Source organism: Nocardia lijiangensis NBRC 108240, from assembly GCF_001613045.1.
Classification (GTDB): Bacteria; Actinomycetota; Actinomycetes; order Mycobacteriales; family Mycobacteriaceae; genus Nocardia; species Nocardia lijiangensis.
On sequence record NZ_BDBP01000004.1, the window covers coordinates 111419 to 123313 of the forward strand.

General features: G+C 67.3%; 14 protein-coding genes. 7 read left to right on the plus strand and 7 right to left on the minus strand.

The features are described 5' to 3' along the window. Window position 1: 1 nt before the first annotated feature. The 6 genes from rplP (at window position 2) to NL1_RS01935 (ending at window position 4946) form a co-directional block, all read left to right on the plus strand. Window positions 2-418 carry a 50S ribosomal protein L16 gene (gene rplP, locus NL1_RS01910; RefSeq protein ID WP_067833452.1) on the plus strand — a complete coding sequence of 139 codons (417 nt, stop codon included), beginning with the start codon at window positions 2-4 and terminating at the stop codon, window positions 416-418. Beyond that, window positions 418-657: a 50S ribosomal protein L29 gene (rpmC, locus tag NL1_RS01915; protein ID WP_011207272.1), complete on the plus strand. Its 240-nt coding sequence runs from the start codon at window positions 418-420 to the stop codon at window positions 655-657. Before rplP ends, rpmC begins: the two co-directional genes overlap by 1 nt. Then, window positions 654-926, plus strand: coding sequence for a 30S ribosomal protein S17 (gene rpsQ, locus NL1_RS01920; RefSeq protein ID WP_067833455.1), 273 nt, complete (start codon window positions 654-656; stop codon window positions 924-926). Before rpmC ends, rpsQ begins: the two co-directional genes overlap by 4 nt. 306 nt (window positions 927-1232) lie before the next feature. After that, entirely contained in the window at window positions 1233-2027 is a 795-nt protein-coding gene (locus tag NL1_RS01925; protein ID WP_067833458.1) for a phosphatase, read from the plus strand. 211 nt (window positions 2028-2238) lie between these two features. Then, the gene (locus NL1_RS01930) at window positions 2239-2700 is read left to right on the plus strand and encodes an EXLDI protein (RefSeq protein WP_067833461.1); all 462 of its coding nucleotides are present in this window, start codon (window positions 2239-2241) and stop codon (window positions 2698-2700) included. A 29-nt stretch (window positions 2701-2729) separates the two neighbouring features. After that, entirely contained in the window at window positions 2730-4946 is a 2217-nt protein-coding gene (locus NL1_RS01935) for an MMPL family transporter (RefSeq protein ID WP_084510221.1), read from the plus strand. A gap of 92 nt (window positions 4947-5038) precedes the next feature. On the opposite strand, the gene NL1_RS01940 is transcribed toward NL1_RS01935, so the two are convergent. The 4 genes from NL1_RS01940 to NL1_RS01955 form a co-directional block, all read right to left on the minus strand. Next, window positions 5039-5635: a hypothetical protein gene (locus tag NL1_RS01940; RefSeq protein WP_067833464.1), complete on the minus strand. Its 597-nt coding sequence runs from the start codon at window positions 5633-5635 to the stop codon at window positions 5039-5041. Between the two features lie 80 nt (window positions 5636-5715). Next, complete coding sequence (locus NL1_RS01945) at window positions 5716-7953, minus strand: hypothetical protein (protein WP_067833467.1); 2238 nt, start codon at window positions 7951-7953, stop codon at window positions 5716-5718. 175 nt (window positions 7954-8128) lie between these two features. Continuing rightward, entirely contained in the window at window positions 8129-8524 is a 396-nt protein-coding gene (locus NL1_RS01950; RefSeq protein WP_067833470.1) for a VOC family protein, read from the minus strand. A 69-nt stretch (window positions 8525-8593) separates the two neighbouring features. Beyond that, entirely contained in the window at window positions 8594-9337 is a 744-nt protein-coding gene (locus tag NL1_RS01955; RefSeq protein WP_067833627.1) for a CPBP family intramembrane glutamic endopeptidase, read from the minus strand. Window positions 9338-9556: 219 nt separating this feature from the next. Here NL1_RS01955 and NL1_RS01960 point away from each other — a divergent pair, with 219 nt between their 5' ends. Next, window positions 9557-9964 carry a hypothetical protein gene (locus tag NL1_RS01960; RefSeq protein ID WP_067833473.1) on the plus strand — a complete coding sequence of 136 codons (408 nt, stop codon included), beginning with the start codon at window positions 9557-9559 and terminating at the stop codon, window positions 9962-9964. An 88-nt stretch (window positions 9965-10052) separates the two neighbouring features. Here the strand turns inward: NL1_RS01960 and NL1_RS01965 are convergent, their stop codons facing one another. The 3 genes from NL1_RS01965 to NL1_RS37110 all read right to left on the minus strand — a co-directional run bounded on the left by NL1_RS01965 (window position 10053) and on the right by NL1_RS37110 (window position 11859). After that, the gene (locus NL1_RS01965) at window positions 10053-10982 is read right to left on the minus strand and encodes an RluA family pseudouridine synthase (RefSeq protein ID WP_067833476.1); all 930 of its coding nucleotides are present in this window, start codon (window positions 10980-10982) and stop codon (window positions 10053-10055) included. A gap of 162 nt (window positions 10983-11144) precedes the next feature. Further along, window positions 11145-11597: a TIGR03667 family PPOX class F420-dependent oxidoreductase gene (locus tag NL1_RS01970; protein ID WP_067833479.1), complete on the minus strand. Its 453-nt coding sequence runs from the start codon at window positions 11595-11597 to the stop codon at window positions 11145-11147. 67 nt (window positions 11598-11664) lie between these two features. Continuing rightward, window positions 11665-11859 (minus strand): hypothetical protein, encoded by a 195-nt coding sequence (locus NL1_RS37110; RefSeq protein ID WP_067833482.1) that lies wholly within the window; start codon window positions 11857-11859, stop codon window positions 11665-11667. Window positions 11860-11895: the final 36 nt, after the last annotated feature.

Consider the following 11895-nt stretch of genomic DNA (forward strand, 5'->3'; position numbering starts at 1 on the left):
CATGCTGATGCCTCGCAAGGTCAAGCACCGCAAGCAGCACCACCCGGGTCGCTCGGGTATGGCCAAGGGCGGCACGTCGGTGGCCTTCGGTGACTTCGGTATCCAGGCTCTAGAGCCTGCCTACGTCACCAACCGGCAGATCGAGTCGGCGCGTATCGCGATGACTCGCCACATCCGCCGTGGCGGCAAGATCTGGATCAACATCTACCCGGATCGCCCGCTGACCAAGAAGCCCGCCGAGACCCGCATGGGTTCCGGTAAGGGTTCGCCGGAGTGGTGGATCGCGAACGTCAAGCCCGGCCGCGTGATGTTCGAAATGTCTTACCCGAACGAGGAGATCGCTCGCGAGGCGCTGCGCCGCGCGATGCACAAGCTCCCGATGAAGTGCAGGATCGTGACCAGGGAGGAGCAGTTCTGATGGCAACCGGTACACCGGCCGCAGAGCTCCGCGAGCTCACCGAAGAGGAACTCGTCTCCCGCCTGCGTGAGTCGAAGGAAGAGCTGTTCAACCTGCGCTTCCAGATGGCGACGGGTCAGCTGGACAACAACCGTCGTCTGCGCGTCGTTCGTCACGAGATCGCGCGCATCTACACGGTCATGCGTGAGCGTGAGCTCGGTCTGGCCACCGGACCCGCTGGCAAGGGAGATGCGGCATGAGCGAAAAAGTGGAAGGGCAGCGCAACAGCCGCAAGGTTCGCAGCGGCTACGTTGTCTCGGACAAGATGAACAAGACGATCGTCGTCGAGCTGGAAGACCGTCACCGGCACCCGCTCTACGGCAAGATCATCCGCACCACCTCCAAGGTGAAGGCGCACGACGAGAACGAGATCGCCGGCATCGGCGACCGCGTTCAGCTGATGGAGACCCGCCCGCTGTCGGCCACCAAGCGCTGGCGTCTGGTCGAGGTCCTGGAGAAGGCGAAGTAATTCCCCGCTCCACGGCGTGAACCTCGAAGGCCCGCTTCCCATTCCGGGAAGCGGGCCTTCGCCGTTCCCGGGGTGCCGGGCCGAGCGCTCCGTCGTCGACTGACGAGCCGTTACTCAGCGATGAGGAGACTTTCGACCTGGGCGGATCTACGGGCTGAACCCGCCTGGAGTCCGATCGCCGCGGGTAACGTACTCGATGAGCGGTCGCGGTGGACGAAGCGGCGGGGAAGCCGGGTCTGCTGTCTACCGATCGGCGGTGGCCGAACTGCGCGCCGATGTGGGGCCGCGCCAGTTCGGAGGGGTGCGATGGGATTCGAGCGGGTGTCGCGGGCGGAGTTGCGTGAGCAGTTGGTGCGCAGCGGGATCGCCGGGGAGGTGGCGACGCCGCGGGAGGGGAATCTGCGGCATTACGGGCGGATGGTGGCCAAGGATCCGCGGTATCAGTTCGGGTTGCGGCTGCGGGATTGGTCGTTCGACGAGACGTTGGCGATGATGGCGCGGTTGTGCGGGGTCGATCCGAATCCGGAGCGCACCAGGGGCGTCGACACCATCGATCCGGATCTCACGATCGACGCACTCGACGCGATGGGGGAGCGTCTCGGCGCCGCGGCCGCCGACGGCGCGACCGTGTTGCTGGCGACCGGGCATCCGGAGACGCTGCTCGGTGTCTACCGGGCGATCGAGGATGCGCTGCGCGCCGCCGGGTGCGCCGTGCTCACGCCTGCGGCGGGCTGGTCGTACGAATCCCGGCTCTGGGAGCCCTCCCCGTATCGCGAAATCGCTTACGCCTCGGGCGTCGCCGCGCTGGTCGGTGCGGACGGAAGGTGGCGGCACACGCACGATCCCGAGCCGATGCGTGCCGCGCTCGCGCACCTCGACGGTGAACTCCCGCGTCTGGTCGTCGCCGACCACGGCTGGGCGGGTGCTGCGGGTGAGGCGGGTATAGAAACCGTTGGCTTCGGCGACTGCAACGATCCTGCGCTCTTCGCCGGATACGACGAGGGCAAGATCGCCGTCGCCGTCCCACTCGACGACGGCCTCGAACCCGGCCTCTACGAGCCGCTGACCGAATACCTCCTGCGCCGCGCGCAACTCGCCTAGCCCCGCGAGCGCGCTTCGCTATCGATCCTGATAGCGCCCCTCTTGCGTTATACGTATACATCTACTTATAGTGTGTCGAGACCGAGTGACGGACAACGCGCACGACGTCATCCACAACCGCACAGCGCCCGGCTACGACGGATCGAATGAGGGATCCGCCGCTAGTTGACCCATGCCTGCATGCGCATCCACGAATGAAAACGGGGACATCATGACCAACGACCAGCACCAATCCGATGCACCGCCCGCGGGTGCTCCCATCGACATCCACAAGGCCGGCGATTTCCAGGAAGTCGACGATTTCCCGGAGATCGTGCTGAAGGCCGGTCCCGGCGGCGGCCGCACCCAGCGCTTCCACGGGCGTCGGCTCATCGAGGCGCGCCAGGTCACCAAGGACGGTATCGAGGTGGTGCGCGTCTATCGGAGCCGTAAAGGCAAATACGTGGTGCAGCGCCAGTTTTCGGAATGGTCCGACTTCGCGGTGTTCACCGACTTCACCCAGGACTGGAGGAACTGGCGCAACATGATCAATATCGGCAACCAGGACTGGGGCGATTTCACGGTCACCGTGGTGGATTCGGTCGAGGAAATGCGAGATCTGGTGCCCGCGAAGGTTTACCGCACCATCGCCGACATCGCCCAGCACGGCACCTCCCAAGACCTCGACATCTGAGCCGATCCCGGCCAACGAAAGGAACGTCCATGTTCGGTCGCCTCGGGCGACTCGTCGTCCACCACCCGTGGAAAGTGATCGGCTTGTGGCTGCTCGCCGCCATCGCGGTGGTTGCTTCCGCCCCCGAATTCACCTCGACCACCGATCAATCCAGCTTCCTGCCATCGCATTACGAGTCGATCGAAGCGATGAAACTGCAGGAGAAGGCGTTTCCGCAGAATGCGGCGCCCGCGGCGCTGATCGTCTTCGCTCGCGAGGACGGCGCGGCGCTCACCGAGAACGACTCGGCCGCGGTGACCGCCGCGGCGGCGGCGCTCGGCGGCCAGAACGTCAAGGGTGTCACCGGAATTCAGGCAACGCCGCCCTCGGAGAACCGGCTGATCCAGGTCATCGCGGTGCAGATGACCAAGGTCACCAACGCCTCCGACAAGACCCAGGGCGACGCGGTGAAGAGCCTCCGTGACAGCCTGAAGGAGCAGGTGCGCGACACCGACCTGAAGGCGGGCATCACCGGCGCCGCCGCCCAGACCCTGGATCAGACCGAGTCCGGTGAAAAGGGCATGGCCATCGTCGGCGCGGCGACCATCGTGCTGATCCTGGCGCTGCTCCTGATCATCTTCCGCAGCCCCGTGATCGCGCTGCTTCCTGTGGTCGTGATCGGCGGCATCTCCAGCATGGTCGGCAGCCTGATCGCCATGGTCGCCAAGGCTTTCGACCTGGAGATGGACGCCTCGATCAACTCCATGCTGGTGGTCGTACTGTTCGGCGTCGGCACCGACTACATCCTGTTCCTGATGTTCCGGTACCGGGAACGTCTGCGCGCGGGTGAGGATCCCAAGACCGCGATGGTCAGCGCCGTCACCCGCGTCGGCGAGGCCATCACCTCGGCGGCCGGTGCGGTGATCATCGCCTTCATGGCGCTGACGCTCTCCAGCCTCGGCATGTTCCGTTCGCTCGGGCCCGCGCTGGCGATCGCGGTCGCGGTGACGCTGGTGGCGGGTCTCACCCTGGTGCCTGCGATCGTCTCGCTGCTCGGGACCAAGGTGTTCTGGCCGTCCAAGGCGTGGCAGGTGGAGCCGAAGGGCGCGCGGTTCGCCGCGATCGGCGCGGCGATGGGTAAGCGGCCCGGCGTGTTCGCCGTCGTCTCCGGTGGTGTGCTGGTGGCGTTGAGCGTCTTCGCCATCGGGTTCAACCCCACCTTCGACATCGGCGCGGGCTCGACCTCCGACGCGTCCGAATCCGTTGTCTACAACAAGGAATTGCTGAAGGGCATGCCCGCGGGCGCGACCCAGCCGTCGGATGTGCTGCTGCACGCGTCGGAGGGGCAGTTGAATCCCGATCAGCTGCAGGGGTATCGCGCGGCGCTGGCCCAGGTTACCGGGGTGGGCGCGGTCGGCGAGCCGATGGTGTCGGCCGACGGAACCATCGCGAACTTCCAGGTGACCCTCGCCGACGCGCCGGAATCCGACGCCGCGCTGGACACGGTCCGCGGCCCGTTGCGCACGGCGGCGCACGACGCGGCACCCGCGGGCACGACGGCGGCGGTCGGCGGAATCACCGCGGTGTACGTCGACTTCCAGGACGCGATGAACCGCGACTACGCGATCGTGTTCCCCGTGGCGGCGCTGCTGATCATGCTCGTGCTCGCCCTGCTGCTGCGCAGCCTGGTCGCGCCGTGGTACCTGATGGCCTCGGTCTTCCTCGGCTTCGCCGCGACCCTCGGTGCCACGGTGCTGGTCTTCCAGAACATCCAGGGAGACTCCGGCGTGATCTTCACGCTGCCGGTCATCATGTACCTGTTCGTGGTCGCGCTCGGCACCGACTACAACATCCTGATGATCGCCCGGTTGCGCGAGGAAACCCGCGAGGGCCGCGACCCGCGGACGGCGGCGGCGCTGAGCGTCCGGCACACGGGACCGACGGTCGCCGCGGCGGGCGTCATCCTGGCGGGCACCTTCGCCTCGATGATGCTGGCGGGCAACAGCATGCTCTCCCAGATGGGCTTCGCGATCTCGGTCGGCATCGCCATCGCCGCCTTCATCATGGCGATGTTCTTCACCCCGGCGATCACCGCTCTTCTCGGCCACCGCGCCTGGTGGCCGGGGCACGGCGATCGCGGCTCGAAGCCAGCTGAAAGCGTTTCGGGCAGGCCGGAGTACGAGTACGCGACGTACACGACCTCGGCCGATGCCACGCAGGTGCAGGCCGTCCGTGACCGTTCGACCACGGGGTACTGGCAGGGCTGACCCACGATCCGAAAGGCTGTTCGTCGAAACTTCTCGGCGAACAGCCCTTTCGGCGTTTCGGCCGCGAACGCGGCGGATTGTCGTGGATCGTGTCAGGCGCGGATGGCGGCGGCGTAGCCGAGGGCCTCGAAACCGCAGCGGAGCTGATCGAGCCATTCGGGATGATCGCGCAGTTCGGCGGGGATGCGGAACTCGATCTTCTTCTTCCGATTGTCTTCGTAGGTCTGCTGCACGAGGACGTTCAGGGTGGTGCGCTCGCCCGGCTCCGTGGGATGGGGCGCATTGACGGTGAAGACCCAGCGGTTGTCACGGCGCAGCGCGAATACCGGTCGCGCGTTGGGAGATTGGAGTGTCGCGCGGACCGCGAAATCGCCCGCGCGGCCGACCAGCCGCCACTGGGCCTCGGCGCGGAAGTGGAACAACTCGGAGAACAGTTCCTTACGCAGTTCGATGTAGTGGTGCGCGGTGGCTATGACGTCGGAGGTGTCATCCGCGACATCCAGTTGCGAGTCGGCGTGGCGGATGAGTGAGCGCTGGCTCTCGAGCCGCTCGCGGATCCAGGGTTGCAGCAATGGCCGGAAAATGTGATCGCCCCAGACCGATTCGGTCTTCTCGACCGCGAACAATGCCGCGTCGATCAGGCGCTCGTACTCCTCCCAGAGGTTCATCGCCCCGCTCTTGTCGCTCACGAAATCCTCCGCGCCCGCTATCGAGAACCCATGCTATGTCGTGGCATGCGACCGCGCAGGCCTCGCTGCGCGGCAACGGTTCAGCCGCTGGTCGCGTAGGGGCGGCGGACCTTGTGCGCGGAGTCGATGACGCGGGCCACCGCGGAGCCGGACACGCCGACCTCCTTGGCGATGCCGGTGCTGGACCAGGACTGGTCGGCGAGGGTGAGGATGTCGGCGATCTGCTCGACCGGCAACTTGGACAGCCCCTGCTCGGCGATGTTCCGCGCGACCAGGCGGACCTCGTCCTCGGCGCTGTCCGGCTCCTGGTCGAGATCGTCGTCCGTGCCGTCCTCCTCGGCGATGGCGCGCTGGGTGGCGAGGACGATCTCGGTGCTGCGCGGACGCCGCGGTTCCGGCTCGGGTTCCAAGGTGAGCTGCTCGGCGGCGCGCTCGCGCGGCGTTGTATCGCTGCCGTTGTCGGCTTTCGCGCCGGAACCGCTGTGCTGCTGCCTGGTTCGAGACCGTGGTTCGTTCTGTTCGGCGTCGGTCGCGGCGCCCTCGCGCGATGGCGTGTCGCTACCGTTGTCGGCCTTCGCGCCGGAGCCGTTGTGATGCTGGTTGGTTCGGACTCGCACTGCTTCGGGCTGTTCGGTGGCGCGCCCGCGCGGTGTCGTATCGCTACCGGTGTCGGCGTTCGCGGTGGAACCGTTGTCCTGCTGGTTGGTTCGGGATCGGACCGGTTCGTGCTGTTCGGCGGCAGTACCGGCACGCTCGCGTGGTGTCGTGTGGCTACCGGTGTCGGTCTTCGCGCCGGAGCCGTTGTTCTGCTGAGCGGTTCGGGATCGGACCGGTTCCGGCTGTTCGGTGTCGGTGGAATCGAGGATCGGCGTGGTGTCGTCGGTGACCGCGTGCTCGTCAGGGGTAGGGGTCGACTTACCGCTGCGGACGGCCTGGAACGCGGCGAGATCGACAGCGTCCGTGGTGTTCACGGGCTCCGCTCCTTCGTCGGTATCCGAGTCGGGATACGAAATAGCTTGCAGAGCATGGGATCCCGCCCACATCGCGGGAACCGTGCGGCCGTTGCCGTTGCCGTTGCCGTTGCCGTTGACCGGCCGGAGCCGGCTCGGTGCGAAGTGGACCGGCTGCGCGGCATCGTTCGCGATATGACCCGAGCGGCCGTTGGACGATCCGTTGCGCCGCGGCGTTCGCGGGCCGTCGTCTTCCTCGGCGAGCCCGCCGGTGAGCAGCGAGAGCGGAACCAAGTACGACAGCCCGCCCATCGGGCCCTGATCCGTAGCGGGGTCGGATCCGGCTTCCTCGGCAAGCGTGGATTCGGCGTCGGGACTGTCGAGCGGCTTCTTCTCGACGTCGGTCGCGAGTGCCACGGAAGTTCTGTCACCGGTGTTCTCGAGTGGTCGCGGCTCGACACCGGACGATCCCGACGCGACTTCGACATCGTCCGGCATTGTGATCGCACTCGGGCCGCCGATCGAATCCAGCATCGGCCCAGCGGTATCCGCCTGCACCCATGGCTCCGCGGACCCGTACGACCCGCGCAACTTCGGCACCGCGGTGTCGTCGACGATCGGCACGCTATCGATGAGCTGGGCGTACCGAGCCGCGACCCACGCGTGCAGCCAGATCACCACGCCGACCATCGCGGGCGCGATCGCGTATTCGGCAGCCCGCCCGAGATCGCCCGAGGCCAGGTGCGGCCCGGTGTTCAGCGCGACGGTGGTTCCCAGCAGCGCCGCCTCGAAGAGGATCACCTTGCCGCGCGGGAGTTCCCGGCCCCACCGGGCGGCGGTCGTCGCGACCACCATGATGGTGATGATCGGGATGGAGATCATCGCCTCGATGCCGTAGCTGAGCCAGTACAGCGGATCCGACATATCGCCGCTCGGGACGAGGTTGTGCTGCACGTTCACGCCGGCCCACACCATGCCGAGGATGACGACGCCGATCAGCGCCCGCGAGGACCATTCGGCGCGCCGATACAGCTGGGCCAGCCGCGCGTCCTGGTTGGCGACGCGGCGCCGGGCCGCCAGCGCACGCCGGTGCCAGCGCGCGTCGGACTCGTCCGCGCGGCGAATCGCGGCCGCGGTGCGCCGGTCGAGCTTCTCGGCGGCCAGTTCGTCCTCGACGGCGCGCCGCCGCTGGCCGCGCCGCTGGCCCCGAATCCATTCCGCGAGTTCGCGTTCCGCGGAGATCTCGGCCTCGGAGAGCACCTCGACCAATGCGGTGTCGTGCTGCAGCGGCAGTTTCCCGCGCGCCGTCGCGACCCGTTGTGCCAGTGCCGCTATCTCGGAATTGCCGGTCGACGGTTCGTCGGGCATCGCGAGCCTTCCCTGGAGCCGATATCGGGCCGATTTCTCGGCGTCGACAAGTGTGCTCGAACATATGTGTGAACGCGATGAGACTAAACCGGCGGCCCGCCGCGGTCAATGCGAACGGCGGCAGTGTTCGGGGCGCCGCGCGTCGGCGCAGGTAGCGCTGGTCGTTCGGGCGAGATCAAGCGTCCTTATGGCACACGGCCTCCAGCAGCACGCCGTCGTACCCGATCCAGAAGGTCGCGAAATAGGGCGGCGGATACTCCGGGAATTCGCGTGGCGGATGGACTATTTCGTCGCCGCGTGAGTCCGCCCATGTATGCACCGCGTCGACGTCGGCGCGCGTTCGCATCATGAAGGCGAGGTGTTGCAGACCCGGTTTCGCGCGCGAATATCCCGGCTGTTCGGCCGGATAGAAGAACAGGTAGGCGCCGACTTTGCCGCGGGCGGGCCGGTAGGCGAACTGGCTGTCGTCCAGCAGGAATGGCTCGTAGCCGACGAGCGGCATCATTTCATCGTAATACGCCCGCGCTGCGGCGAGATCCGTGACGTTGATGCCGAGATGTCCGAGAGGCACGACTCGAACCTATAGCCGCGCCCCGGGACTAGGAAGGATGCTTGACGCGCCAAGCGACGCGACCCGGCGCTAGGCGAGCGTCGTCTGCCAGACGACGGCGGCGGCGAGTGCGCCCGCGCCGTTGACCGACCAGTGCAGGGCGATGGGGGCGAGCAGGCTTCCGCTGCGGCGGCGCAGCCAGGTGAAGACCACGCCCGCGGCGGCGGTCGCGGCGACCGCGAGCAGGATGCCGATGATTTGCCCGACGAGGCCGCCGCCGAGGAATCCGGTGAGCCCGCGGTTATTGGTGGTGAGGCCGAAGGAGGACGCGATGTGCCAGAGGCCGAAGAGCAGCGAACCCGCAGCGAACACCCCACGCGCGCCGTAGACACGATCCAGGGTTCCGTGCAGCACGCCGCGGAAGGCCAGTTCCTCGGGGATGACGGTTTGTAGCGGGATGACGATCATCGAGGCGATGAGCGCGCCGGAGATGGTCGCGTATCGGTCGGCGAGGAAGAACGGGCGCGTCGCAGGCAGCAGCGCCCCGATGGCCACGGCCGTGAGCACGATGCCGACCGCGGCCAGCGCGTACAGCGATCCGCGCCGCCAGTGCCTGGGGGAGAGCCCGAGTTCGGCCCAGCCGAGCCCGCGCCTGCGCACCAGAACCAGCAGGACGACGGCGGCGATGGGGACCGTGACGATGTTGGCCCACGCGGTGGTGAAGTGCGCGATCAGGTTGGTGCCCGCCAGGACGACGATCACGACCGCCACATCGATATAGGCGTGGAGTTTGCCGCGGGCCGGGGTCGCTTCCTCGAGGTCCGTTCGAAACACCCGGCCCAGTGTACGGTCCGGCCCGCGCGCCCCGCCGCCGGTTGAGTGCCTGATCACAGCTGTCGATTGCCCGCCGCGCGCGGGCTCGGCAGGCTATCCTGTGGACAATCTGAATGAAACATGTTTCAGTTTTTTCGCGAAACTGGCCCGTAGGGAACTGGACGGTCGCTACAGTCCGCTCATTCGCACCCGGTGTGCGTTTCGAAGAGGAGTTTCCGAATGAGAAGAACCCAGAAGCGGATTGGTCGTCGGCTCGGCGTCGGCCTGACGACGCTGGCCGCGGCGGGTTGCGCGGCGGTACTGACCGCGCCCTACGCGTCCGCGACAGTCGACGATCTCAGCGTCTCGGCAGGCAACCTGCAAGCGGGTTGCACCTACCAGGTCACCGCGAAGGTGAACCACTGGTTCGAGGTCTGGTTCTACGACAACGCGCTGGTCATTCCTGGCAGCCCGGTCAAGCCCGTCAACGGCGTGGCGACCGTGCAGTGGAAGCCGAAGAAGTCGGGCACCCACACTCTGGCCGCGCTGCAGGGCCTGGCCTACGAGATCAAGGTGAACGTGGCCGAGCCCACCCTCACCGGCAGCGCCACCTGCGGCGCCGGACCTCTGGCTTGGATGGGGTCCTGACCGAGCTGCGCCCCGCGGTGTGAAGAGCCACCGTCGCGGGCGCTCGGGCCGGCCGGCTACCCCTGTTCCGCCGGCCGGCCCGCTTCCGTCAGCCCGACCAGGCGGCGTGGTCCGTCCACGCCTGGAGTGTCCTCGTCGTTTCGAATCGTCGCGGTTCCCCGGTGACCGGATCGGTGAACTCGAGCGACGCGGCCAGCAGTTGCAGCGGCCGGGTGAAATCGTGCACCGGTTTGTCGGTGAGCATCGGGTAGAAATCGTCGCCGAGGATCGGCACGCCGAGCCCGTTCATGTGCAGGCGCAATTGGTGGGTCCGCCCGGTCAGCGGCCGCAGCCGATAGCGGCCCAGCCCGTCGCGGTGCTCGAGCAGGTCGACGACGGTTTCCGCATTGGGTTCGCCCTCGACCTCTTGGGCCGCGAGCACCTGCTTCTCCTTGATGATGCGGCTGCGCACCGTGCGCGGCAGGTCCAGATCGGGCCGATAGGGGGCGATCGCCTCGTACTCTTTGCGCACCGCCCGCCGGTGGAACATGGTCTGGTACGCCCCGCGCCGGGCCGGGTCGACGATGAAAAGCAGCAGTCCAGCGGTCACCCGATCGAGCCGGTGCGCGGGCACCAGATCGGGCAGATCCAATTCCTGACGCAGCCGGACCAGCGCGGTCTGCCGGATGTGCTGACCGCGCGGAATGGTGGCGAGGAAGTGCGGCTTGTCCACCACCAGCAGGTTCTCGTCGCGGTGCACGACGGTGATGTCGAACGGCACGTCGGTCTCGTCCGGCAGGTCGCGATGGAACCACACGGCCCCGCCCGGGACGTACGGTGCGTCCGGCGCGAGGGGTCCCTCGAGATCGACGATCCCGCCCTCGCGCAGGAGTTGATCGATCCGTTCCGGCGCGACCCGGGGAAGTCGCTCGACCAGATGGTCGCGAATCGTTGCCCACTCGCCCGTTTCCGGCAGTCGGAGCCGGGCCGGGTCCAAGCCGTACCGCTTGGGCAGCGGCGGCTGCTGCCTTCTTCTCATCGGCAACAACTCTAATCGCCCCAGGTCAACCGGCCGCGACCGGGCGGTTGACGCTCGGGCGTCGCGATGACGGATGGTTGGGCACGAGGTGGAACTACGCCACCTCGAGACCGGCGCGCGGTGCCGCCATCCGACGGCAGCGCGCCGGTGCGCACGCCCGAATCAGAAGCCGCGCAACCGATCCGGCGTAATCCGAATGGGCACCGAGTATTCCGCGTAGAACTCCTCCGCCGACATCTTGATGTCCACCAAGCCCTCGGTGTACTTCTCCGTGTACGAGGCGATTTCGTCGTCCGACGGCCATTCCTCGACGATGCGCGCCGTCCCGGTCAGCACTACCACTTCGCTGCCGTTGTCGGTGCTGTTGAGGTTCAGCGAGACGCGCGGGTTGTGGACGATATTGCGTACCTTCGCCTTGTCCGGCTGGCTGAACAGCAGGAACTCGCCGTCGCGCCACTGGAACCAGACGGGGTTCGGCTGCGGCGTGCCGGACGGGCCGACGGTGGTGAGCCAGAGGACGAACTCGCGGCCGAGGCGCTCGGCGACTTTGGCGCCGAAGTCGGTACCGGTGTCGACGACGGGCGCGGCGGGGCGATCGGATGCCGTGGTGGTCATGGTGTGGTCAACGTCTCCGGACGCGCCCCGATTCCGGTCGGCGCGGAGATGTCCGAATACCGCGAAATCAGGGCTCGGCGCGTTCGTCGAGCACCATGCGCCGCGCCTCGACGAGGGTCTGCCGCGCTCGTCGGCGCACCCGGCACAGTTCGACGGAGCAATACAGATGGATCTGCATCGCGCGGTGAGCCTGGGCCGCGGAGAGTTCCCCTGGATCGGCGTGGCAATCGGTAATGGCCGAAACAATGTGTGTGACAAACATTTCCACAACCTCCAACTCTGGAGACGGGTAGATAAC